22 protein-coding genes are annotated in these 22,359 nt (G+C 72.1%); 11 read left to right on the top strand and 11 right to left on the bottom strand.

Annotation, left to right across the window (positions count from 1 at the left end):
- Position 1: 1 nt before the first annotated feature.
- The 6 genes from ABT352_RS29000 to ABT352_RS29025 form a co-directional block, all read right to left on the bottom strand.
- Positions 2 to 1,378 carry an acetyl-CoA carboxylase biotin carboxylase subunit gene (locus ABT352_RS29000; RefSeq protein WP_350948115.1) on the bottom strand — a complete coding sequence of 459 codons (1,377 nt, stop codon included), beginning with the start codon at positions 1,376 to 1,378 and terminating at the stop codon, positions 2 to 4.
- On the bottom strand, positions 1,375 to 1,950 hold the full coding sequence (gene accB / locus ABT352_RS29005; RefSeq protein WP_350948116.1) for an acetyl-CoA carboxylase biotin carboxyl carrier protein: 576 nt from the start codon (positions 1,948 to 1,950) through the stop codon (positions 1,375 to 1,377). Before accB ends, ABT352_RS29000 begins: the two co-directional genes overlap by 4 nt.
- Positions 1,943 to 3,682, bottom strand: a complete 1,740-nt coding sequence (locus ABT352_RS29010; RefSeq protein ID WP_350948117.1) for an acetyl-CoA carboxylase carboxyltransferase subunit alpha — start codon at positions 3,680 to 3,682, stop codon at positions 1,943 to 1,945. The genes accB and ABT352_RS29010 overlap by 8 nt, the downstream gene beginning before the upstream one ends.
- Positions 3,679 to 4,017, bottom strand: a complete 339-nt coding sequence (locus ABT352_RS29015; RefSeq protein WP_350948118.1) for a TcmI family type II polyketide cyclase — start codon at positions 4,015 to 4,017, stop codon at positions 3,679 to 3,681. The genes ABT352_RS29010 and ABT352_RS29015 overlap by 4 nt, the downstream gene beginning before the upstream one ends.
- A 303-nt stretch (positions 4,018 to 4,320) precedes the next feature.
- Entirely contained in the window at positions 4,321 to 4,995 is a 675-nt protein-coding gene (locus ABT352_RS29020) for a response regulator (RefSeq protein ID WP_350948119.1), read from the bottom strand.
- Entirely contained in the window at positions 4,974 to 6,005 is a 1,032-nt protein-coding gene (locus ABT352_RS29025; RefSeq protein WP_350948120.1) for a sensor histidine kinase, read from the bottom strand. The genes ABT352_RS29020 and ABT352_RS29025 overlap by 22 nt, the downstream gene beginning before the upstream one ends.
- A gap of 889 nt (positions 6,006 to 6,894) precedes the next feature.
- Between ABT352_RS29025 and ABT352_RS29030 the strand changes: the two genes are divergently transcribed.
- Genes ABT352_RS29030 through ABT352_RS29070 form a run of 9 tightly spaced genes read left to right on the top strand, consistent with a single transcriptional unit; the run spans position 6,895 to position 14,306 of the window.
- Complete coding sequence (locus ABT352_RS29030) at positions 6,895 to 7,377, top strand: SchA/CurD-like domain-containing protein (protein ID WP_350948121.1); 483 nt, start codon at positions 6,895 to 6,897, stop codon at positions 7,375 to 7,377.
- Entirely contained in the window at positions 7,374 to 8,120 is a 747-nt protein-coding gene (locus ABT352_RS29035) for an SDR family oxidoreductase (protein WP_350948122.1), read from the top strand. Before ABT352_RS29030 ends, ABT352_RS29035 begins: the two co-directional genes overlap by 4 nt.
- Positions 8,117 to 8,614, top strand: coding sequence for an antibiotic biosynthesis monooxygenase family protein (locus ABT352_RS29040; protein ID WP_350948123.1), 498 nt, complete (start codon positions 8,117 to 8,119; stop codon positions 8,612 to 8,614). Before ABT352_RS29035 ends, ABT352_RS29040 begins: the two co-directional genes overlap by 4 nt.
- The gene (locus ABT352_RS29045; RefSeq protein WP_350948124.1) at positions 8,611 to 9,831 is read left to right on the top strand and encodes an FAD-dependent monooxygenase; all 1,221 of its coding nucleotides are present in this window, start codon (positions 8,611 to 8,613) and stop codon (positions 9,829 to 9,831) included. The genes ABT352_RS29040 and ABT352_RS29045 overlap by 4 nt, the downstream gene beginning before the upstream one ends.
- A complete protein-coding gene (locus ABT352_RS29050) occupies positions 9,828 to 10,733 on the top strand; it encodes an SAM-dependent methyltransferase (protein WP_350948125.1) in 906 nt (301 codons plus the stop codon). Before ABT352_RS29045 ends, ABT352_RS29050 begins: the two co-directional genes overlap by 4 nt.
- On the top strand, positions 10,717 to 10,962 hold the full coding sequence (locus ABT352_RS29055) for a phosphopantetheine-binding protein (protein ID WP_350948126.1): 246 nt from the start codon (positions 10,717 to 10,719) through the stop codon (positions 10,960 to 10,962). Before ABT352_RS29050 ends, ABT352_RS29055 begins: the two co-directional genes overlap by 17 nt.
- Before the next feature lie 31 nt (positions 10,963 to 10,993).
- Positions 10,994 to 11,830, top strand: coding sequence for a cupin domain-containing protein (locus ABT352_RS29060; protein ID WP_350948127.1), 837 nt, complete (start codon positions 10,994 to 10,996; stop codon positions 11,828 to 11,830).
- A complete protein-coding gene (locus ABT352_RS29065; protein WP_350948128.1) occupies positions 11,827 to 13,089 on the top strand; it encodes a beta-ketoacyl-[acyl-carrier-protein] synthase family protein in 1,263 nt (420 codons plus the stop codon). The genes ABT352_RS29060 and ABT352_RS29065 overlap by 4 nt, the downstream gene beginning before the upstream one ends.
- Entirely contained in the window at positions 13,086 to 14,306 is a 1,221-nt protein-coding gene (locus ABT352_RS29070) for a beta-ketoacyl synthase N-terminal-like domain-containing protein (protein WP_350948129.1), read from the top strand. Before ABT352_RS29065 ends, ABT352_RS29070 begins: the two co-directional genes overlap by 4 nt.
- A gap of 72 nt (positions 14,307 to 14,378) precedes the next feature.
- On the opposite strand, the gene ABT352_RS29075 is transcribed toward ABT352_RS29070, so the two are convergent.
- On the bottom strand, positions 14,379 to 16,562 hold the full coding sequence (locus ABT352_RS29075; protein ID WP_350948130.1) for an MMPL family transporter: 2,184 nt from the start codon (positions 16,560 to 16,562) through the stop codon (positions 14,379 to 14,381).
- Positions 16,563 to 16,683: 121 nt separating this feature from the next.
- Here ABT352_RS29075 and ABT352_RS29080 point away from each other — a divergent pair, with 121 nt between their 5' ends.
- Positions 16,684 to 17,370, top strand: a complete 687-nt coding sequence (locus ABT352_RS29080; protein ID WP_350948131.1) for a response regulator transcription factor — start codon at positions 16,684 to 16,686, stop codon at positions 17,368 to 17,370.
- Complete coding sequence (locus ABT352_RS29085; RefSeq protein ID WP_350948132.1) at positions 17,370 to 18,518, top strand: sensor histidine kinase; 1,149 nt, start codon at positions 17,370 to 17,372, stop codon at positions 18,516 to 18,518. The genes ABT352_RS29080 and ABT352_RS29085 overlap by 1 nt, the downstream gene beginning before the upstream one ends.
- Here ABT352_RS29085 and ABT352_RS29090 read toward each other — a convergent pair.
- From ABT352_RS29090 to ABT352_RS29105, 4 genes are read right to left on the bottom strand one after another with little or no spacing between them, the layout of a single operon-like run.
- Entirely contained in the window at positions 18,487 to 18,798 is a 312-nt protein-coding gene (locus ABT352_RS29090) for an AzlD domain-containing protein (RefSeq protein WP_350948133.1), read from the bottom strand. The genes ABT352_RS29085 and ABT352_RS29090 overlap by 32 nt on opposite strands.
- Positions 18,795 to 19,475 carry an AzlC family ABC transporter permease gene (locus ABT352_RS29095; RefSeq protein WP_350948134.1) on the bottom strand — a complete coding sequence of 227 codons (681 nt, stop codon included), beginning with the start codon at positions 19,473 to 19,475 and terminating at the stop codon, positions 18,795 to 18,797. Before ABT352_RS29095 ends, ABT352_RS29090 begins: the two co-directional genes overlap by 4 nt.
- 22 nt (positions 19,476 to 19,497) lie before the next feature.
- The gene (locus ABT352_RS29100; RefSeq protein ID WP_350948135.1) at positions 19,498 to 20,331 is read right to left on the bottom strand and encodes an AraC family transcriptional regulator; all 834 of its coding nucleotides are present in this window, start codon (positions 20,329 to 20,331) and stop codon (positions 19,498 to 19,500) included.
- On the bottom strand, positions 20,328 to 22,319 hold the full coding sequence (locus ABT352_RS29105) for a serine/threonine-protein kinase (RefSeq protein ID WP_350948136.1): 1,992 nt from the start codon (positions 22,317 to 22,319) through the stop codon (positions 20,328 to 20,330). The genes ABT352_RS29100 and ABT352_RS29105 overlap by 4 nt, the downstream gene beginning before the upstream one ends.
- Between the last annotated feature and the right edge of the window lie 40 nt (positions 22,320 to 22,359).

Raw genomic sequence — 22,359 nt, forward strand, 5'->3', positions numbered from 1 at the left:
TTTACGCAGACCAGAGCATGTGCCCTTCTTCGCGCATGAACGTGTCCACGAATCCGGTGCCGTGCTCACCCGCCGCGAACCGCGGTTGCGCGAGCAGGGCGCGCAGCAACGGGATGGTGGTGGCCACCCCCGGTCCCTCCACGGCGAACTCGGCGAGCGCGCGGTCCGCCCTGGCGATCGCCTCCTTTCTGGTGGGCGCCCAGACGACCAGTTTCGCGATCATCGAGTCGTAGTCGGGGGGAATCGTGTCGCCCTGGGCGAACCCGGAGTCGACCCGCACCCCGGGTCCGCCGGGCGGACGAAAGACCGTCAGGCGGCCAGGAGTGGGGCGGAACCCCGCGCCCGGGTCCTCGGCGTTCACCCGGCACTCGACGGCCGCGCCGGTGAGGCGGATCTGCTCCTGGGTGAACGGCAGGAGCTCGCCCGCCGCCACCCGGATCTGCTCCCTGACCAGGTCGACGCCGGTGAGCATCTCGGTCACCGGGTGCTCGACCTGGATACGGGCGTTGATCTCCATGAAGGTCGCCTCGCCGGTCGGGCCGACCAGGAACTCCATCGTCCCCGCCCCGGTGTAGCCCACGTGCCGCGCTCCGGCCACGGCGTACTCGCCGAGCCGCCCGCGCGCCTCCTCGGACAGGGCGGGGGAGGGCGCCTCCTCGACGAGCTTCTGGTTGCGCCGCTGCAACGAGCAGTCGCGCTCCCCCAGGTGCACGACGGTCCCGGCGGAATCTCCCAGCAGCTGCACCTCCACGTGGCGGGCCACGGGCACGAACCGCTCGATGTAGACGTCGCCGTCACCGAACATCCGCCGGGCGAGCGCGGTGGTGCGCCGGTAGACGTCACGCAGCTCCGCCCGGTCGCGCGCCACCTCGATGCCCCGCCCGCCGCCGCCCGCGACGGCCTTCACGATGACCGGATAGCCGATCTCGGAGCCGATCCGCTCGGCCTCGGCCGCGGAGGAGACGGCGCCGTCGCTGCCGGGCAGGACGGGCAGCCCGGCCTCGGCCATCAGGGAGCGCGCCCGCGCCTTGTCGCCGACGCGCTCCATGACCTCGGGACGGGGACCGATGAAGGTGATCCCGCTGTCCGCGCAGATCCTCGCGAAGTCGGCGTCCTCCGACAGGAAACCGTAGCCGGGGTGGATCGCCTCCGCCCCGGTCTGCAGGGCCGCCTCGATGACGGCGGGCACCGAGAGGTAGCTGCGCCGCGCCGGGGCCGGGCCGATGTGGACGGCTCTGTCGGCGTAGGCCACGAACCGGGCGTCCCGGTCGGCCGTGGAGTACACGGCGACGGTCTCGATGCCCATCTCGCGGCAGGTCCTGGCCACGCGCAGCGCGATCTCGCCCCGGTTGGCGATGAGTATCCTTCCGAAGCTCATGGCTCGTCCGTCCGTAGCCGCACCAGGACCTGCCCGTACTCCACAGGCTCGCCGTTTCCCACGACCACCTCGACGACCTCGCCCGCCTGGCCGGCGGCCACCGGGTTCATGAGTTTCATCGCCTCGACGAGGCCGACCGTCTGTCCCGCGTCCACCCGGTCGCCGGGTCGTACGAACGGCGGGGCTCCCGGCTCGGCGGCGACGTAGAAGGTGCCCACCAGGGGAGAGGTCACCGCGTACGACGCGGGGTCCTCCCGCTCGGGCGACCCGGCCGCCTGCTCCGTGGTCACGGCCGCAGGCTGCTGGACCGGCGCGGCGGGCTGGGAGGCGGGCCGCAGGACCGGGGGAGGGGCCTGGGGAAAGGCCCAGGTCACCTCAAGGGCGCACTCGCCCAGGCGCAGGGAGATGCCGGCCACCGGTCCCGGGACGGCCTTGACGAGGTTGGCGACCTCCTCGCGCAGCAGCCGCATCGCCGCGTGGGTCTCCTCCCCCTCACTCCGCCTCTCGGCGTCTCGGACCACCGCGTGGGTGTCCTCTCCCCGGCCCTGCCTTCCGGTGGCCCGCTCACTCATCCTCGACCACCCCCAGCACGCGGAACCTCTCGTGGCGGTGCTTGCGCAGCTCGTCGCCGTCGAGCCCGGACAGCTCGCGCAGTGATTCCAGTACGGCCGACCTGAGCGCGTCCATCGCCGCTCGCGGATCCTCCTGGGCACCGCCCGCGGGCTCCGGCACGACCCCGTCCACGACACCGAGCCGCAGCAACTCGGGCGCGGTGATCCGCAGGGAACCGGCCAGCTCGGTGGCGTGTGAGGGATCGCCGTACAGGATCGCCGAGCAGCTCTCCGGGCTGATCACCGAGTAGACGGCGTGGCGCAGCATCAGGACCCGGTTGGCCAGCGCGAGGGCCAGCGCCCCGCCGCTGCCTCCCTCGCCGACCACGGTGGCGACCACCGGCACGGACAGCTCCGACATGCCGGCGAGGCACTCGGCGATCGCCCAGGACTGCCCGCGATCCTCGGCTCCGACGCCCGGGGCCGCGCCCTGGGTGTCGACGAGCGTCACCACCGGCAGGCCGAGCCGGTCGGCGAGCCGCATCAGCCGCAGTGCCTTGCGGTAGCCCTCGGGATGGGCGAGACCGAAGTTTCTGGCGACGAGTTCCCCGGTGTCGTGCCCCTTCTGATGACCAATGATCATCACGGGTGTCCCGTCGAGCAGGCCGGTGCCGCCGACGATCGCCGGGTCGTCGCCGTGCGTGCGGTCTCCGTGAAGCTCCACGAAGTCCGAGCACAGGTGCCAGATGTAGTCGAGAGTGGTCGGACGCCGGGTGTCGCGGGCCAGCCGCAGGGTCTCCCGGGCGGCCGGCGCGCCGGACAGCTCGCCCGGATCGCGGATCACCGCCGCGGACCGAGCGGGGAGCGGCGTCCCCTGCGCGGATCCGTTCCCGTTTCGCACGTCTCGGTGTGGTGCGTTCCCGGTCTGTTCGTTTCCGGGGCGGCCGGTCGTGGACAGCAGCCGGGCGAGCAGGGGACGCAGCCCTTCGCGGGGCTCGACCCGGTCGAGCATGCCGCGTTCGGCGAGGTATTCGGCGCTCTGGAACCCGGGCGGGAGCTTCTCGCGGGTGGCGGAGGCGATGACGCGCGGCCCCGCGAAGCCGACGAGCGCACCGCGCTCGGCGATCAGCACGTCCCCGAGAGTGGCGAAGGAGGCGGTCACCCCGCCGAAGGTGGGATCGGTCAGCACGCAGACGCTGAGCACGCCCGCTCCCCGCAGTCGTCGCATCGCCTGGGCGGTCTTGCCCATCTGCATCAGTGACAGGCAGCCCTCCTGCATGCGGGCGCCTCCCGAGGCGACGGCCAGGACCAGCGGCACGCGCTCGCTCAGCGCCCGCTCGCAGGAGCGGGTGACGGCCTCGCCGACCGCCGAACCCATGCTGCCGCCGAGGAAGGAGAAATCCATGACGGCGACGACCACGCGGTGGCCGCCGATCGTGGCGGTGCCGTGCAGGACGGCGTCGTCCAGGCCGGTGCGCTCGCGTGCCCGCGCCAGACGCTCGCCGTAGGGCAGGGAGTCGGTGAATCCCAGCGGGTCGCCACCGCGCACCCGGGGGGCGGCGACGAAGGAACCGTCGTCCACCAGTGTGCGCAGCCGCTCATCGGCGCACAGCCGGTGGTGGTGGTCGCACTCGGGGCAGACGCCCCGCGTACGGGCCAGGCGGGGGACGTACACGATGGACGCGCAGCCGGGGCAGCGAGACCACAGGGCGGGGGCGGGGGCGGTGGCCGGTGCGGCGGGGGAGATCGTCACAGGGCACGCTCCCGGGGGGTCCAGTGGTAGAACCGCTGTGCCATCGCGTCGGCGGGGCCGCGCCAGGTGTCCGGGTCGTACGGTCTGACGTGCGGGGCGAGCTCCCGGCTCAGCCGCAGGAAGTCCTCGCGTCCGCCGGCCGTGGCCATCGCCTCGGCTGCGGATCCCTCGAACTCGACATGGTGGAAGTAGAGGTCTCGGTAGCGGAACAGATCGCGGCGCGTCACCCCGAGCGCGCGGGGCAACTCGCCGGCGTCGGACTCGCCGAAGAGGCGGGAGACCTCGCCGGAGCCGCCGGGGGTGAGGCGGGCGACGATCAGAATCCGGTCGGGCACGGGAACTCCTCGGTGTCCGGTCGATCGGGTCCGTCCCACCGTAGGAACCGGGCCGGGCCGCTGTCGCCCGCCGCCGGCGTGAACCCGGGACTCCTCCGGGGAGGGGACCCTCTCCTTCCCCGAGGGGAGCCGTCCTCTTTTCCGGGCCCCCTTCGGGGCCTTCCTTCCGGCCCTCTTCCTGGCGCCTTTTCGGGTTTCTGGTGCTTTTGCGGGATCGAGCGGAAGGTGGTCTCGCGGTACGGGCGGACGCGAATGGGCCGCCCCCCGTGGGGGAGACGGCCGCCTTCGCGCGCCTGAGCCGTGTCAGCCCCGAGGGGTGGCCGCCACCAGGCCGTTCTCGTACGCGAAGATCACTATCTGGACCCGGTCGCGGACCCCGAGCTTCTGGTAGAGGTGCTGGACGTGCGACTTGATCGTGCTGTCGCCGAGCACGAGCGCGCGTGCGATCTCGTCGTTGCCGTAGCCACGTACGAGCAGGCGGAACACCTCCCGCTCCCGCTCGGTGAGCTGGTCGAGCACGGCGGTCGGCGCGGCCGAGAGCACCGGGCGCCTGGCGAACTCGTCGATGAGCTTTCGCGTCACCGAGGGCGAGAGCAGGGCGTCGCCCTCGGCGACCTCGCGCACGGCCTCCACCAGCCGGTCGGTGGGCGTGTGCTTGAGGATGAAGCCGCTGGCCCCGCTGCGCAGCGCCTCGAAGACGTGCTCGTCCTGGTCGTAGATGGTGAGGATCACGACCTTCGCGGGGTAGGCGGCACCCAGCTTGCAGATCTCCCTGGTGGCGGTGATGCCGTCCATGCGCGGCATGTTGATGTCCATCAGCACCACGTCCGGGCGGAGTGACTTGACCGACTGCACCGCCTGTAGCCCGTGCGGTGCCTCTCCGACCACGACGATGTCGGGCACCCCGTCGAAGACGGCGTGCAGGCCGCTGCGGATCAGCGGCTGGTCGTCGGCGATCAGGACGCGGATCTTCCGCATGGCTCGTCCTCTCTGGAGACGGCGGAGGTGACGGGGATGACTGCCCGGGTGGCGAACCCGCCCCCGGGCAGTGGCCCCGACTCCAGGTGGCCCCCCTGCTCCGCGACCCGCTCGGACAGGCCGGACAGTCCTGTGCCGCCCCGTCCGCCGGGAACCCGCCTGCCGGGAAAGGGCACGGGAGCGGCCACGGTCATCACACCGGGGCGCGTCTCGTTGACCACCGAGACGCTCAGCTTGTCACCGAAGCAGACGTCCAGGTGGACCGGGCCGGCGTTGTGCTTGAGCGCGTTCGTCAGCGCCTCCTGGGCGACGCGGAACGCGGTCTTGGCGACCTCGGGTGGCACGTGGCGCTCGTCGGCGATGTTGCGCAGCCGTACGGCCAGGTCGGGGAGAGGAAAGCGCCCGGCGAGCTCGGTCAGCCTGGTCGAGAGCGGCACCCCGTCGTCACCGCGTCGAGGCTCCTGCCGGATGAGCCCGCCTGAAGGCTCCTCCAGGGGGAGGCCACGCGACGGTTTCCTCCGGGAGAGGCGGAGTGGCGGCTCCCTTCGAGACGGACCACGCGGAGGCCGCTCCCATGCGGGATCTCCCAGCGGGTCCTTCCAGGGCGCCAGGTCGAGCCTCCCCCGTGGGAGAGACGGCTCGTGCCGCAGGGCGGCCAGTGTTTCCCGCAGGTCCTCCAGGGTCGCCTGGGCCGTCTCCTCGATGATCCGGGCCACCTGGTGTCCCGTCGTCGACGAGCCGGACAGCCGTCTGGCCTGGAGCGCGATGACGGTCAGGCCGTGACCCACGCCGTCGTGCAGGTTGCGGGCGATCCAGCGCCGCTCGCGGAGCATCGCGCCGGTCTCGCTCCCGGTCGGGATGGTCTGGGCCGAGGTGGTCTGGGTCGGTGTGATCCGGGCCTGGCGAGGATCGGTCGTCGCCGACACGGTGGCCAGGATCACGGCCGCCGTGGAGCACAACAGGTCGGTCCAGCTCAGCTCGGAGAGGAGATAGCCGAAGAAGTCGCTCACCGGACCCACCCCGTTGGGGTCCGTTGAGATCTCCGCTGGGATCGGCTGATCAGTGGATGTGAGAGGTGCTTGCATTTCTGGGTTGTTTTGCCCCGTCGTTCCCCCATGAAAGGTGAGCGTAGTCAGAAAAGGGAGCTATATCAAGCAAATTATATGGGCCGTCACAGGCTTCGTTAAGATTCTGTTCTCCGGGTAAGTGAAACGCCGATCGCGCGTCTGGAAATGTTCTCGGGCGGTCGTCGGGGAATTCGAGGCGCTCCTGTCGGCGGATACCGGCGACGGGCTCCGCATTCAAGCGATCTATGGGTTCTCACAGAGAGGTCTCGGAGGTTCTTAAGGTGCGCGGACCGAATCGCATTATGTGCGGTGACTTGATATGCGGGTAAAGTGGCGTGAATCGTGACAACGAGGCATTGTGGTGATGATGTTTTGAATTAAAAGGCGAGGCGGTTTAAGTGCTGGGCGCAATGGCACCATCGCCTCCGCGCCTCTCGCCTCCGCGCCCCTCACCCCTCGATCCCCACGCCCGTGTCCTGGACCTCGGTGTCTCCGTCTCCTCGCTCCGACCTCTGTCGATGCCCTGGCCCTCCCGGTCTCCCGCGCCTTCATGCTCCCGTGCGCCTGCCCTGTGCCTTCGGCCCCGTGTCCCCGATTCCGTGGCCAGGGTGCCCGTGCTCCGGGGTGTTCCGCGGGGCAGGGGGCGGCGGGCTCCCGCACCGGAGGCCGGAAAACACCGCGGTGAGGGGACGCCTGCTCCCACCCATGGCGGAGAGGAACCCACCGAGGGGGGAACGACGGGTTCGGTCACGCGGTGGAAGACAGCCGGGCCCGCCGCGAACAGGCTGGTTCCAGAAGGCGGCGGACGGCTGCCACCGGCCAAGGGAGACCGATGCGGCGCTACGCGATCACTTTCCAGATCAGGCCCGGCACGGAGGCGGCGGTGCGGAAACTCCTGTCGGAGTACGCTCCCCCGGATTGGGAGACCTCCGACGGGACGCGTCTGCTCAGTACGTCGATCTTCATGCACGGCACCACGGTCGTCCGTGTCATCGAGATCGACGGCGATCTGCCGAGTGTGATGGCCCACCTGTCCAGGCAGCCGGGCATTCAGCGACTGGAACGCGAGCTGGACGCCTACCTCGCGGTCCCGCGCGACATGAGTGACCCGGAGGGAGTGCGCGCCTTCTTCGCGTCGGCGCTCATGGACCACGTGACCACCCGCGTCGCCGGGCCGGCCAGGAGCGAGCCTGTACAGGCAGAGCCCGTACAGGCAGAGGCCGTCCAGGTTGAGGCGGTACGAGGGGAAGCGGGCAGAGCTGAGCCGGCTGAGCCCTTCCGAGCTGATCCGGTTCGAGGGGAGCCGGTTCGATGAGCGCCCCGGCCTTCCTGATCACCGGGGCGACCGGGCAGCTCGCCGAGTCCGTGATCGAGCTGCTCGGCGGCCGGGGCGACCGGCTGCTGCTCACCGGCCGCGACAAGGACCGCCTCGACGGGCTGCGGCGACGGCACGGGGTCGTCGGACGGATCGAGACGCTGGCCACGGACGTCTCCGATCCCGAAGGTGCCCGCCTCGCCGCCGAGGAGGCGATCAGGCGTTTCGGCCGCCTCGACGGGCTGGTCCACCTGGTCGGCGGCTTCCGGGCGGGACCGCTCTTCCTGACGGACATCGGGGTCTACGAGCGGATGCTGCGCGACAACTTCCTGTCGGCGGTGATCGCCACCCAGGCGGTCCTGCCGTACCTGGGCGAGGGGGCGCGGCTGGTCTACTTCAGCACCCCGCTCGCCGGTGAGCCGCTGCCCGCGCTGTCGGCCTACACCGCCGCGAAGGCTGCCCTGGTCGCCTGGGTCCGTTCCATCGCGCACGAGGTGAAGCGGAGCGGCATCCATGCCAACACGGTCGTCATGACCGTGGCGGACACACCGGACAAGCGCCGGGAACGGCCCGGGATGAACTTCGACCACACCGTCACCCCCGAGCTGGTCGCCAGGGTCGTGGGGTTCCTCACCTGCGAGGAGTCGGACGGCCTGTACGGCAGCTGCGTCCCGGTGCTGGGCCGGTTCGAGTTCACCTCCGAGCTGGGCGGACCGCCGCCCGGTGCGGGAGGTCCCCGATGAGGGCCAGGATCGTCTTCCTGATCAGGGTGCCCGACGAGCGGCGAGAGGACTTCCTGGCCGCCTACGAGAAGATCCGCTACCAGGTGTCCGCAGGTGTCCCCGGCCACCTGAGGGACCAGGTCTGCCAGTCGGCCACCGACCCCGAGCAGTGGCTCATCACCAGTGAGTGGCGCGAACTGGCCGACTTCCTCACCTGGGAGGCGACCGAGGAACACCGCGAACTCGTCGGGCCCATGCGCGAGTGCATGACCGAGGCCCGTTCCCTGCGCTTTCTGATCCGCGAGGAGACGGGGGCGGCCGTACCGCTTCCCGAGGGGACGGCGGCGGCCGTACCGCTCCCGGAGGGGACGGAGGACGGCCATGCCGTCCCCGGAGGGGCGCCGCCCGCCGGGGGGACGGCGGTGGTCGTGTCACTCCCTGAGGAGGCGGCCGTGCCGTCCGCGGGGAAGGCGAAGGCCGTCGTGGCCGCCGCCGTCGCGCGGGAGCCGTCGTGAGGGTGGCCGTCGTCGGGGGCGGCATCGGCGGGCTGAGCGCGGCGCTGGCGCTGCGGGCCGCGGGAGCCGAGGTCACCGTGTACGAACGCGTCACCGAACCGCGTGCCGCGCGGGCGGGACACGGCCTGGTGCTCTGGCACAACGCCGTACTGGCACTGCGCGCGCTCGGTGTGGGGCCCGAGGTCGAGAAGATCGGTCACGAGCTTCACCGGCATCGCTTTCTGGACGCGCGTGGCAGAAGGATCGCGGAGTGGTCGATGGCGCGCATGGCGGGGCGTCTCGGCGCCCCCGTCTACGGCGTCGGCCGCCCCCACCTGCACGCGCTCCTCGCCGACCGGGTGGGGGAGGACCTCGTGACCGGCTTCCGGTTCACCGGTTTCACCGCGACCGGGGACGGCGTCGTCGTCCGGTTCGGCGAGGGTCGCGAGGAGCGGGCGGACCTGCTCGTCGGCGCGGACGGGCTGCGCTCGGCCGTACGTGCCGCACTGCTCCCCGGCGACCCTCCGCCCCGATACGCCGGGTTCACCGCCTTCCAGGGGGTGATCAGGCTGCCCGGCTCCGGGATGCCCGAGCACACCTTCCTCAGCACGTGGGGCCGAGGCCGGTGGTTCGTCTGCTACCGGCTCTCCGACGACCACGTCTACTGGGACGGGGTGCTGGGCGACCGGGTCGCGCCGCGGCTCGGCGAGAGCCCTCTCGGCCTGCTGGCCGCGGAGTTCGACGGCTGGCCCGACCCGATTCCCGGCCTGATCGCCGCCACCGGGGCCGACGACGTCACCCCGGTGCACGTCTTCGACCGTCCTCCGCTGCGGCGCTGGAGCCACGGCCGGGTGACGCTGCTGGGGGACGCGGCTCATCCGATGACGTTCAACCTCGGCCAGGGGGCCGGACAGGCGATCGAGGACGCGCTCGTCCTGGGCGAGGAGCTCGCGGGCGGCGACGTTCCGGCGGCACTCGCCGCCTACGAGGCCCGCAGGGTGGAACGCACCGCCCGGATGGTCCGGCGGTCGCGGGCCAACGGCGAGCTCACCCGCTGGCGGCACCCGATCGCCTGCGCGGCACGCGACGCGTTCATGCGCCTGACGTTCGACCGGCTGGTGTACCGCGAGACGTACCGGCTCACCATGGCCGTCGACTTCACCGGAGACGCGGACGCCATCGGAGCCGGGAGGTCCGCCGGCGACGGGGACCTCACGGCGGAGGGGAGTGAGACGTGACCAGACTCGCGGGGAAGCCCGGGCCGCCCACGGGTGTGAGCCGCACCGCGGTGGTGATCACCCAGGCGCGGGAGGCGGAGAGCGCGCGGCCCGACCGGCTCTTCGACGATCCGCTCGCGGGCCCGCTCGCCGACGCGGCCGGGCGGATCACCGGGATCAGCGAGGCGGGCCGGCACGCGGCCGAGCACTTCGTCCTGCGCACCCGCTTCTTCGACGACCGGCTGCGCGAGGCCGCGGAGGCGGGCCTGCGGCAGGTGGCCCTGCTCGCCGCCGGCCTGGACACCCGTGCCTTCCGGCTGAAATGGCCAGAAGGCACCCGCCTGTTCGAGGTCGACCTGCCGGACCTGATCTCCTTCAAGGAGAAGGCGCTCGCCGACCAGGGGGCCCGGCCCGCCTGCGATCGCGCGGTCGTCCCCGCCGACCTGCGCGAGGACTGGCCGTCGGCGCTGCTGTCCGCGGGCCTCGATCCGGACGCGCCGACCGCCTGGCTGATCGAGGGCGTGCTGATGTACCTCACGCCTGCCGAGGCGGGGCGTGTGGTCGGCCGGGTCTCCGAGCTGTCGCCCCCCGGGAGCAGGCTCGCCGTCGAGCACGTCAACAAGGCGTACGCCGAACTGCCGCAGATGCGGCCCGCGATGGGCAGGCTCGCCTCCACCCGGGCCGCCTGGCGGTCGGCCGTCGAAGACCCGACCGCATGGCTGGCCCGGTACGGGTGGCGTGCCACGGTGACCCACCAGGCCGACCTCGCCCGGGCGATGGGCCGTCCCGTCCCGGTGATGGCGGATCCCCGGACGGTCGGCTCGGCCCGGATCTGGCTGGTGGACGCCCTGCGAGACGAAGTGCGAGACGAAGAAGGACACCGACCGACGACAGGAGCCGATGACGATGCCGTTCACCGATGAGAACGTACGCGAACTGCTGCTCTGTGTGGGCCTGGACCCCGCGGCCGGGGACGAGGCCCTGGAACTCACCTTCGACGCGCTGGACCTCGACTCCCTGGCCAGGGTGGAGATCGCCACCCGCATCCAGGACCGGTTCGGCGTGGACGTGGAGGAGGAGCTGACGGCCCAGACCACGCCGTCCCTGATGAGAGAACTCGTGACCGAGCGGCTGGCGGCGACGGGCGCCTGACCGGTGTCTTCTGAGGAGGCGAACGCACATCATGATCGGACACACCGACAACACGATCGAGATCGACGCTCCCATCGGATTCGTCTGGGACCTGACGAACGACGTCCGGGCCTGGCCGGAGCTCTTCTCCGAGTACGCCAAGGTGGAGGTCCTCACCGAGTCGGACGACTCGGTGACCTTCCGGCTCACCATGCACCCCGACGCGCTGGACCGCGTCTGGTCCTGGGTGTCGGAGCGCTCCTGGGACCGCGACACCTGGACGGTGAGGGCGCGCCGGGTGGAGACCGGGCCGTTCGAGTTCATGAACATCACCTGGGTCTACGAGGAGCTCGGCCCCGACCGTACCCGCATGCGCTGGGTACAGGACTTCCACATGAGGCCCGAGGCGCCGGTCGACACCCGGGAGATGACCGGCCGGATCAACGCCGGCTCCGCGGTCCAGATGTCGTTGATCAAGGAGAAGGTGGAGAGACGCCGCCGGCGCGTCGTGGGGTTTCACGACGTGCCGTCCAACACCAGGCGCGGCGGCGACCTGCGCACCCTGGTCTCCCCGGCGACCTGCGGTTCCTCGTCGGGCTTCTGCGGGGCCGTGCGCCTGGCGCCCGGCGAGGGCGTCTGTGAGCACTACCACCCCTACTCCGAGGAGTACGTGTTCGTCGCGACCGGGACGCTCAGGGTGGACCTCGACGGTGAGCCGCTCACCGTCGGCGCCGAGCAGGCGCTGCTCATCCCCCGCGAGGTGAGGCACCGCCTCACCAATGTCGGCGACGACGACGCGCTCGTGGTCTTCCAGCTCAGCCCGCTCGCCCCGAGGCCCGAACTCGGGCACGTGGACACCGAGCCCTGTCCGGAGGCGGTGGGAAGGTGAGACGGGTCGTCGTCACCGGCATCGGGGTGATCGCCCCGGGCGGGGTGGGCCGGGAGCGGTTCTGGAACCGGATCGTGGACGGCAGGCCGGCCGTCCGCCGGGTCACCGCCTTCGACCCGTCCCCGTTCCGCTCCCAGATCGCGGCCGAGGTCGACTTCGACCCGGCCGCCCACGGTCTCACCGCGCGTGAGGTCCGGCGCATGGATCGCTTCGTCCAGCTCGCCGTCGCCTGCGCCGACGAGGCGGTGGCCGACTCCGGCCTCGACCTCGGCGCGGCCGATCCCGAGCGGGCCGGGGTGAGCCTCGGCTCGGCGGTCGGGGCCACCATCACCCTGGAGGAGGAGTACGTGGTCGCGAGCGACCGCGGCAAGGACTGGGAGGTGGATCACCGCCACCTGAAGCCGTTCGTTCACCAGGCGCTGGTGCCCTCCAGCGCGGCGGCCGAGCTGGCGGTCCGGTTCGGCCTGAACGGCCCGGCCGCCGTCGTCTCGACCGGCTGCACCTCCGGCATCGACGCCATCGGCCGGGCGTACCGGCTCGTCCAGGACGGTGAGGCGGACATGATGCTCGCGGGGGCGTCGGACGCGCCGATCTCCCCGATCACCGTGGCGTGCTTCGACGCCATCCGCGCGACCAGCCCGGACAACGCCGAACCGGAGACGGCCTCGCGGCCATTCGACGCCGGGCGGAAGGGCTTCGTCCTCGGTGAGGGCGCGGCGGTGCTGGTGGTGGAGGAGCTGGAGCACGCCCGGCGGCGCGGTGCCCGGGTGTACTGCGAGATCACCGGCTACGCCGCGCGGGCCAACGGCTTCCACATGACCGGGCTGCGGCCCGACGGCCTGGAACTGGGCAGGGCGATCGGCCACGCGCTCGACCAGGCGAGACTCAACCCCGAGGACATCGGCTACGTCAACGCCCACGGGTCGGGGACCAGGCAGAACGACCGGCACGAGACGGCCGCCTACAAGCGGAGTCTCGGCGAGCACGCCCGGCGGGTGCCGATCAGCTCGATCAAGTCGGTGATCGGCCACTCGCTCGGTGCGATCGGCTCGATCGAGATGGCGGCCTGCGCCCTGGTCCTGCAGCGGGGCGTGATCCCGCCCACGGCCAACCTGACCGTCCCCGACCCCGAGTGCGACCTGGACTACACGCCCCTGGTCGCGCGGGAGGTGACCGCCGGGCACGCGCTCTCCGCGGGCAGCGGCTTCGGCGGGTTCCAGTCCGCGATGATCTTCTCTGAGCCGGGGGCGGCCCGATGAGCGACCGCAGGGCGGTGATCACCGGGCTCGGCGTGGTCGCCCCGACGGGTGTCGGCGCGGCCGGGCACTGGAAGGGGTCCCTGTCCGGGCGGAGCCGGATCGGCCCGGTGACGTCGTTCGACGCCTCGGGGTCACCGGTCAGGCTGGCGGGGGAGGTCACCGGTTTCGACGAGCGCGAGTTCGTCGACAGCAAGCTGCTGGTGCAGACCGACCGGTGGACCTGGTTCGCCCTCGCCGCCACCCGGCTCGCCCTGGCCGACGCCGCCCTCGACCCCGCCAAAGAGGATCCGTTCGACCTGTCGGTGGTGACCGCCGCCGCCTCGGGAGGAAACGCCTTCGGTCAGCGGGAGATCCAGGCGCTGTGGCGGAAGGGGCCACGAGCGGTGAGCGCCTACCAGTCCATCGGCTGGTTCTACGCCGCGAGCACCGGCCAGCTGTCCATCGCTCACCGGCTCAAGGGCGCCTGCGGGGTGCTGGTCGCGGACGCGGCGGGGGCGATCGACGCGCTCGCCGAGGCGGCACGGCTGATCCGCGCGGGTACCGAGGTCGTCGTGACCGGGGGCACCGAGGCGCCGCTGTCGCCGTACGCGCTCGCCTGCCAGGCCGGTGAGGCGACGGTGAACCGCTCGGCCGACCCCGACGCGGCCTACCGGCCCTTCGCGCCCGACGCGGCCGGGCATGTTCCCGGTGAGGGAGGCGCGATCCTCGTCGTGGAGGACCGGCACAGCGCCTTCGGCCGGGGCGCCCCGACCGTCTACGCCGAGATCGCCGGGACCGCCTCCACCCACGACGCCCACCACGTGAGCGACCCGGCCCCCGACCACCGTCAGTACGCCAGGGCGATGCGCGAGGCGATCGCCCGCGCCGGGCTCGGCGTGGACGACGTCGGCGTGGTCTTCGCGGACGGGGCGGGAGACGTGGTCAGGGACTCCCTTGAGGTGGCGGCGCTGCGGGAGGTGTTCGGGGATCGTCGCGTGCCGGTGACGGTGCCCAAGACGATGACCGGCCGCCTGTGCTCAGGCGGTGCGGCCCTCGACCTCGCCTGGGCGGCTATGACGCTGACCGAAGGGGTGATCCCGCCGACCGTCGGCACCGTCGCTCCCGAGGGCGTGGACCTGGTCACCGAGCCCAGGGGGGTGGAAGGGCTCTCGTCCGCGCTGGTCGTGGCCCGAGGCTCCGGCGGCTTCAACTCCGCGGCGGTGCTGACCGCCGTCTGACGGCCCGAAAAAGGGAAAACGTGAACGGCCACCGTCTTCGCAGACGGTGGCCGTTGCGTTGTCCGGCCGCTCCTAGACAGGTTCCGGGATTCGGGTGGGCTCGGGGTTCTCCCACCTCAACGGCGAGGGCTCCACCCGCAGGATCCGGGCGGCCCAGACGGGCAGCCACCAGTTCCACCGGCCCATCATCGCGACCACGGCCGGGACCAGGACGCCGCGGATGAGGGTGGCGTCCAGGAAGACGCCGAGGGCCAGACCGCTCGCGAACACCTTCACGTCCAGCTCGGGGGTCATGGCGAGCGCCGCGAAGGAGACGAACAGGATCAGCGCCGCCGAGGTGACCAGCCGGCCGGTGCGGCCCACCCCCTCGATCACCGCCTGCTCCGTGCTGCCGGACCTGTCGTACTCCTCGCGCATCCTGGCCAGGATGAACACCTCGTAGTCCATGCTCAGGCCGTACAGGAAGGCGAAGATGACGAGCGGCACGAACTCGCCGATCGAGCCGGTCGGCTGGATGTCCAGCAGCTCCCTGGTTCCCCAGCCGAACTGCCACAGCACCACCATCGCGCCGATCACCGCGCCCAGCGAGAGCAGGTTGAGCGCGATCGCCTTCAGCGGCAGCAGCAGCGAGCGGAACGCCCGCGCCAGCATGACGAAGGTGACCAGCGCGATCAGGCCGAGCATCCAGGGGAACGCCCCGTAGGCGTGCTCCTGGAAGTCCATGCTCTGCGCCGCGTTGCCGCCGACGCGTGCGGTGACCGGCACCGCCTCGCGCACCCGGGTGATGGTCGCCTCGCCGGCCTCGGTACCGTTCTCCGAGATCGGAAGCACGGTGATGACGGCGGTGCCCTCGCGGCGCCAGGACGGGTCGTCGGGGGCGAGCACCGTGGACACGCCCTCCACGTTCCTGATCCGTTCGGCGGCCTGGGCGGGGTCGCCGCTCACCAGGACGTCGAACGGGGTGATCGAGCCCGCGGGGACGCCCGCCTGGCGCAGCGCGGAGAGTCCTTCGGCGCCGGGGCCGGTGGTCAGCAGGTTCTCGCTCGCGGGCAGGCCGAGGTTGACGCTCAGCGCGGTCACCGTCAGCGCCGTCAGCAACCCGCCGGTGAGCAGGGCGGCGAGCAGGCGCATCCGCACCACGCCGCGGGCCCACGCCGACCAGGCCCGTCCGGCTCGCGCCTCGCGCCGGAAGGGAGCCCCGTCCCGGCCCGCGCGGGTGCGCCTGCGGTCGAGTCGCCGGCCGGTCAGGGCGAGCAGCACCGGCAGCACGGTGAGTGTGGTGGCCACGCTCGTCGCCGCGATGATCATCCCGGCGAGGCCGAGGCTGCGCAGGAACGGCACCGGCAGCACCACCATGGTCACCAGGCCGACCGCGACCGCCGCGCCGCTGAACAGCACCGCCCGTCCCGCGCCCGCCATGGCCCGGTGCACGGCCTCGTCGCCGCGGTGCCCGTTCGCCCGCTCCTCCCGCCAGCGGGCCACCAGCAGCAGCGAGTAGTCGATCGCGATGCCCAGGCCGAGCAGGGGCATCGTGGTGAGGGCCACGTCGTGCACGGTCATCACCAGCGTGAGCAGCAGGATCACGACGAACGACAGGAAGATGGACAGGACCGAGATGAGGAGCGGTACGAAGGCGAGTGCCGAGCGGAACACCAGCAGCAGGACCACCACCGCGGCGAGCACGCCGACACCGATCTTGGTGGGCACGTCCACCCCGCCCGCGTCCACGCTCGGCGCGAGGGCGTCCAGGCCCGTCACGTGCACGCTCGTGCCCGCCGGCAGCACCGGGGTCATCGCCCTGACGATGACCGGGCTCTCGTCCGGTGTCTCCCCGAGGCCCCCGCCCGGAGGGCTGCCGTCGGAGTAGGTGCCGGGGAAGACGAGTCCGAACGTGGTCCGGCCGTCGGTGCCGATCAGCCGGGGATCGCCGGTGCTCGCGTAGGAGACCACGCGGGCCTTGGGCAGTTCGGCGGAGACGGCGGCGAAGGCGCGGCCGAGGATCTCCCTGTTGTCTTCGGCCCGCATTCCCTCAGGAAGCACGACAACTGGAACAAATGGCCGCTGATAGCCACCATTCCCATAGATTCTGACTATTTCCTGGTTGGCCTCGAAGGCGGGCATTCCGGGATGCGAATATTCCTCGGAGAGCCGCTGGATCGCGATCGGCGTCGCGCCCAGGCCCACCAGGAATCCCAGCACGGTCAGCAGGGCGACCAGTCCCTTGCGCCGCAGTACGAAAACCGAGATTCTCTCCATGGCCTCCAGTGCAACAAAATGATCTTCAATGGTTGTGTGCCCGCCCTTAGAGCGGCATGTGAATCACTCTTCACAGAGTTTTCTATGGTCTTTTCAAGATCTTCCGAGTGAAACTTGTCGGGTGAACCGAATACTGGTCGTAGACGACGAGCCCTACCTCGCCGACCTCGTCGCAACCGCGCTCCGCTACGAGGGGTTCGAGACGGCGATCGCGGGGACGGGGGCCGCGGCGGTGTCGCTGGCCGAGACCTTCGGTCCCGACCTGATCGTCCTGGACGTGATGCTGCCCGACGTGCTCGGCACCGAGGTCTGCCACCGGATCAGGTCGAAGGGCTCCGAGGTGCCCGTGGTCTTCCTCACCGCCCTCGACGCCACGGAGGACAAGATCGGCGGGCTCACCGTGGGAGGTGACGACTACGTCACCAAACCGTTCAGCCTGGAGGAGCTGATCGCGAGGATCCGCGCCGTGCTGCGCAGGACCAGGCGGGCCGGCGCCGAGGAGGGCAGGGTGACCTTCGCCGACCTCGTCATCGAGGAGGACGCCCACGAGGTGTGGCGCGACGGCCGGCGCGTCGACCTCACCCCGACGGAGTTCAAGCTGCTGCGCTTCCTGGCGGCCAACGCCGGCAAGGTCGTCTCCAAACGGCAGATCCTCGACCACGTGTGGGAGTACGACTTCGGCGGCAACGACGGAGTCGTGCAGACCTACATCAGCTACCTGCGCCGCAAGGTCGACGCGTCGCATCCCCCGCTCATCCACACCGTGCCCAGGGTGGGATACGTCCTGCGCCTGCCGAGGGAGGACTGATGTCGCTGCGGACCCGCCTCGTGCTCACCGTCGTGGGCCTGGTCGCGCTCGCGCTCGGGATGGCGGCGGGGGCGACGTTCGGCGCGCTGCAGGACTGGCGTGGTCACGGCGGCGCCAGGCTGCTCGTCCTGCCCACCCCCGAGGCGCTCATGGCCGCCTCCGACGAGCTGGTCAAACGCGTCGCCCTCGTCATGATCGGCTCCTCGGCGTTCGCGCTCGTCTGCCTGACCCTGCTCGCCACCCACCTGATCCGCCGGGGACTGCGCCCGCTGGACCGCATCGTCGAGACCGCGGCGGCGATCGGCGAAGGCAACCTGGATCGCCGCATCGAGGCGGCGCCCATCACCGGGGAGGTGGGCCGCCTCGGCCACGCGCTCAACCAGATGCTCGCCCAGATCGAGGAGGCGTTCCGCGAGAGGGAGGCGTCGGAGGACCGGCTGCGCCGCTTCGTCGCCGACGCCTCCCACGAGCTGCGCACCCCGATCGCCTCCATCCGCGGTTACGCCGAGCTGTTCCGGCGCGGCGCGGACACCCGGCCGGAGGACCTGGCCAAGGCGATGCGCAGGATCGAGGCCGAGGCCACCCGGATGGGCTCCCTGGTCGACGAGATGCTGCTGCTGGCCCGCCTCGACCAGGGCCGCCCTCTGGAACGCGCCCCGGTGGAGCTCACCGAGCTCGCCGCCGACGCGGTCGCCGACACCCTCGCCATCGAACCGCTCAGGCCGCTCTCACTGGAGTGCGAGGGCCGTGTCGAGGTGCCGGGCGACGCCGCCAGGATCCGCCAGATCGTCGGCAACCTACTGGCCAACGTGCTCAACCACACCCCCGAGGGGACGGCGGCGGTCGTCAGGATCCGGACGGACGACGAGTACGCCGTGGTCGAGGTGGCCGACGACGGACCCGGCCTCACCGAGGAGCAGGGCGCCCTGGTCTTCGAGCGTTTCCACCGGGCCGGTCATCCCCGCGACGGCGCCCGCCAGGGGGGCGCGGGCCTCGGGCTCTCCATCGTCGCCGCCGTCGCCGCCGCGCACGGTGGCGACGCCACGGTGACCTCCCGCCCCGGCGCCGGCGCCACCTTCCGGGTACGGTTCCCGCGCGGCACGGACGACCTCGACCTCAGCTCAGGACGTGGCGCAGCGCGGCGGTGACGAGGGCGGCCGCGGCGAGGACCACCAGGAACGGGGCGCGCAGCAGCAGCGCCACGACGGCGGCACCCATCCCCGCGGTGCGCGGCCAGTCGAGGTGCAGCGCCTGCCCCTCGCCGAAGGTCTGCACCGCGATCAACGCCGCCAGCAGGGCCACCGGGACGAGCGTCGCGAAACGCTGCACCCCCGGGTGGTCGAGGACGCGGCGCGGCGCCGACAGCCCGGCGAGCTTGAGCGCGTAACAGGCGGCGCAGGTGATGACGACGGCCCACCAGATGGTCACTTGGGTCTCCTCAGGATCACCGCGAGCACGGCCACGGACGCGAGCAGCACGGGCACGCCCGGCGGGGTGAAAGGGGTCGCGGCCAGCGCGACCGCCGCGCCGCCGCACGCGATCAGGCGCAGCGCGCGGGCCTCGGCGCCGCTCCCGGTGAGCCGGGGCCACAGGATGGCGAGGAAGGCCGCGGGACCGACGACGTCCAGGCCGAACGCCGAGGGGTCGGCCACCCACGAGGTGCCCAGCGCGCCGAGGAGGGTGGTGGCGTTCCAGGTCAGGTAGAGGCTGACGAAGGTGACGAAGAACGCCGTCCTGGCCGACTCCTCGTCCGGCTGGGCGAGGGCGACCGCCGTCGTCTCGTCGATCACTCCCTGGGCCGTCAGCGGCCTGCGCCATCCCCGGACGCCGAGCACCCCGGCCATGCGCAGGCCGTACAGGCTGTTGCGGGCGCCGAGCAGCATCGCACCGGCCGTGCCCGCGACCAGGTTGCCGCCGCCCGCGACGACGCCGACCAGGGCGAACTGCGAGGCGCCGGTGAAGGCGAACAGGCTCAGCACGCACGCCTGCGCGACGCTGAGCCCCGCGGTGACCGCCGCGGCGCCGAAGGCCACCCCTGACAGTCCGACGGCGATCCCCACGCCCAGTCCGTCCCTGATCGCGGAGGAACGAGTGGTTGTTTCCATGGGAGGCGAGCCTAGGTTCGGGTCACGTTCCGGTCTTGTACGTTCCTGCGCGCTGGTACGCGGCCGGTGGCACGCCCACCGTCCGCTTGAAATGCCTGCTCAGATGGGCCTGATCGGTGAATCCCACATCCCCGGCGACCTGGGCGGGAGGTGTGCCCGCCTGGAGCAGCCGCCGGGCCCGGATGATCCTCAGCGTGTTCAGATAGGCGTGCGGAGGCAGTCCCGTCGCGGCCTTGAAAGCCCGGATCAGGACGAAGGGCCCGGTGCCCACCGCCCGCGCCAGGTCCTCGATCGTGGGCGGATCGACGAGCCGCTCGTGCAGGATCTCCCGGGCCCGGCGCACCGCCGGGTCGTCGTTCCAGCGCGGCGCCTCCGGAGGGCGGCGGGCGGCGTGGTGGCTGAGCAGGGCGGCGAAGGCCGTGCGGGCCAGCGTCGAGGAGGCGAGGTCGTCACCACCCTCCGCGGCGTCGTGCGCGGCCCGCAGCAGCGCGACGGTGGGCCGGTGGTAGGTGACGGTCTCGGGGAAGCAGGGGGTGCCGTGCCCGGCCATCAGCTCGGCGGCGATCCCGGAGACGAACTCGACCGGGGGATACAGCACCCGGTAGGACCAGCCGCCGGGGACGCCCGCGTGGCCGTCATGCACCTCATCGGGGTTGAGCATGCTCAGGCTGCCCGGCCCCACGCGGTGGACGGTGCCCCGGTAGGCGAACTCCTCCACCCCGGACAGCACCAGCGCGATCGCGTAGCTCTCGTGCGCGTGCGGCGGGAAGCGGTGGGTCACGTACCTGGCCTTGAGGAGGTCCACCCCGGGCAGGGCCGGGGTGCGCCAGAAACGCGCGCTCTCCGGGCCGCTCATGGCCGGAAGGTCCTGGTGAACACGGCGAAGTACGAACCGGACCGCGCGGTGTCCGGCCTCTCCCAGTAGATCGCGTACGGTTTGTCGTCGCGGGTGCGAAATCCCCGGTCCAGGACGCGGGTGCGGACCCCGTTCTTGAGGTAGGTGAACTCCCAGTCGGCGGCCGGCACGCCCTGGTACGTCAGCGCGGTGATGCCGACCCGCCGGTAGCCCGGCCAGACGTTCTCGGCGACCGCGGCCCGCTCCACCTTCTCCCAGTGCCTTACCGGGTCCTTCTCCGGATCCTCGGTCGACTCGATCCACAGGAGGCCACCGCTCGCGCCGGGGGCGCGGAACTCCACCCGGTCACGGCCGGAGAACCGCTTGACCTGCCAGTTTCCGGGCACCGCGATGGAGAAGCCCATCGGGTCGAGGTGCATCCGCCAGCCCGCGGGAATAGCTCTGGACGGACGCGGCGTCGCCGTCGGGGTCGCATCCCGGGTGGGGGTCGCCTCGGGCGACGCGGCGGGGGTGGGGTCGGTGATCGGGGCCGTGACGTCGGCCCGGCCGCCCGTGTCGACCGGGGTACCGGGATTCCTCAGGACCAGCCACGCGCCGACCCCGACCGTCACCGCGAGCGCGGGTACCCCGGCCAGGAGGGCAAGGCGTCGCGCCCCGGTCCGCCGCGCGGGCGCGGCCCCCGTGTCGGTGGGCTGCTCCCGCCTCGTCCAGGGCTCCGAGCCGTACGCCCGCTGCTCGGGACGCGCGTGCCGAGGCTGCTCGGGGTGTGCGTATGAGGGCTGGTCGGGGTGCGTGTACGCCTCGGGGGGTGCGGACGAGGAGTGGCCGGGATGTGTGGAGGGCCGCGCGTACGGCGGCTGCTCGGGCCGGGTATGAGCCACCGGGGGGCGGGACTGTTCGGGCTGAGGGCCTCCCGTCGGGTACGGGGAGTGCTCGGGGTGGGTGCGGGCCACCGAGGGGAAGTGCTCGGGGGGCAGGTGCGGGGCCGGGTGGTGAGGCCGTCCTGGACCGTCCGGGAAATTCCCGTACGCGGGCCGCCACGCGTCCTGAAGCGGTGACGGGTCGGTGCGCGGCGGGTCGGTCTGGAAGCCGGGCGAGCCGTACGCCCGCTGCCCCGAGTGCGGCGCCTGCCCGGAGAGCGGCCCGGGGGAGACCGGGGAGCCGGGGGAGCCAGGGGAGCCGGGGGAGGCGGCGCGGCCGAGCAGAGCCTCGGCCTGGTCGGGGACCATCCGGGCGGCGGGATCCCTGGCCATGAGGCCGAGGATCGCCGTCGACAGAGGGCCGGAATGGCTCATGGGACTCGGCTCGCCGTGCAGGACCGCCATCATGGTGGCGGCGGCCGTGGCCCGCTCGAACGGTGGGCGGCCCTCCAGCGCGGCGTACAGCGTCGCCCCCAGCGACCACAGGTCCGACTCGGGGGTGGCGGGCATCCCGTGCAGCCGCTCGGGAGGCAGGAAGGCGGGGGTGCCGACCATCGCGCCCGTACGGGTGATACCGGTCTCCTGTGTCATGGAGGCGATGCCGAAGTCGGTCAGCACCACCCGGCCGTCGTCGGCGAGCAGCACGTTCTCGGGCTTGACGTCGCGGTGCAGCACCCCGGCGGCGTGCGCGGCCCGCAGCGCGCCCAGCACGTGCAGCCCGACCGAGGCGACCCGCTCCGGCGGGAGCGGTCCGCCCGAACGGACGATCTCACCCAGCGACCGGGACCGGACCAGCTGCATGACGATCCAGGGCCGCCCGTCCTCCTCGACCACGTCGTGCACGATGATCACGGAGGGGTGGTCGAGGCGCCCGGCGGTCCTCGCCTCGCGGATGGTCCGCCGGTTCAGGTCGGTGCGCGCGGCCTCGTCGACCCCCCGGTAGCGGACCTCCTTGATGGCCACCACCCGGTCGAGGAGCTCGTCGTGGGCACGCCAGACGATGCCCATGCCGCCCTCGCCGATGTGTTCGAGCAGCCTGTAGCGGCCCGCCACCCTGCTTTCCGCCATCCCCCGCCCTCCCAGAATCACTCACCGCAGGCGGTGGGGC

The organism is Streptosporangium sp. NPDC000563, from assembly GCF_040299985.1.
Taxonomy (GTDB): domain Bacteria; phylum Actinomycetota; class Actinomycetes; order Streptosporangiales; family Streptosporangiaceae; genus Streptosporangium.

Bases quoted from the DNA above. Each gene is read 5' to 3' on its own strand.
- ABT352_RS29070 (WP_350948129.1), top strand. From the start codon at position 13,086: ATGAGCGACCGCAGGGCGGTGATCACCGGGCTCGGCGTGGTCGCCCCG.
- ABT352_RS29020 (WP_350948119.1), bottom strand. From the start codon at position 4,995: ATGCGGAAGATCCGCGTCCTGATCGCCGACGACCAGCCGCTGATCCGC.
- ABT352_RS29055 (WP_350948126.1), top strand. From the start codon at position 10,717: ATGCCGTTCACCGATGAGAACGTACGCGAACTGCTGCTCTGTGTGGGC.
- ABT352_RS29105 (WP_350948136.1), bottom strand. From the start codon at position 22,319: ATGGCGGAAAGCAGGGTGGCGGGCCGCTACAGGCTGCTCGAACACATC.
- ABT352_RS29060 (WP_350948127.1), top strand. From the start codon at position 10,994: ATGATCGGACACACCGACAACACGATCGAGATCGACGCTCCCATCGGA.
- accB (WP_350948116.1), bottom strand. From the start codon at position 1,950: ATGAGTGAGCGGGCCACCGGAAGGCAGGGCCGGGGAGAGGACACCCAC.
- ABT352_RS29100 (WP_350948135.1), bottom strand. From the start codon at position 20,331: ATGAGCGGCCCGGAGAGCGCGCGTTTCTGGCGCACCCCGGCCCTGCCC.
- ABT352_RS29035 (WP_350948122.1), top strand. From the start codon at position 7,374: ATGAGCGCCCCGGCCTTCCTGATCACCGGGGCGACCGGGCAGCTCGCC.
- ABT352_RS29095 (WP_350948134.1), bottom strand. From the start codon at position 19,475: ATGGAAACAACCACTCGTTCCTCCGCGATCAGGGACGGACTGGGCGTG.
- ABT352_RS29030 (WP_350948121.1), top strand. From the start codon at position 6,895: ATGCGGCGCTACGCGATCACTTTCCAGATCAGGCCCGGCACGGAGGCG.
- ABT352_RS29075 (WP_350948130.1), bottom strand. From the start codon at position 16,562: ATGGAGAGAATCTCGGTTTTCGTACTGCGGCGCAAGGGACTGGTCGCC.
- ABT352_RS29040 (WP_350948123.1), top strand. From the start codon at position 8,117: ATGAGGGCCAGGATCGTCTTCCTGATCAGGGTGCCCGACGAGCGGCGA.
- ABT352_RS29000 (WP_350948115.1), bottom strand. From the start codon at position 1,378: ATGAGCTTCGGAAGGATACTCATCGCCAACCGGGGCGAGATCGCGCTG.
- ABT352_RS29085 (WP_350948132.1), top strand. From the start codon at position 17,370: ATGTCGCTGCGGACCCGCCTCGTGCTCACCGTCGTGGGCCTGGTCGCG.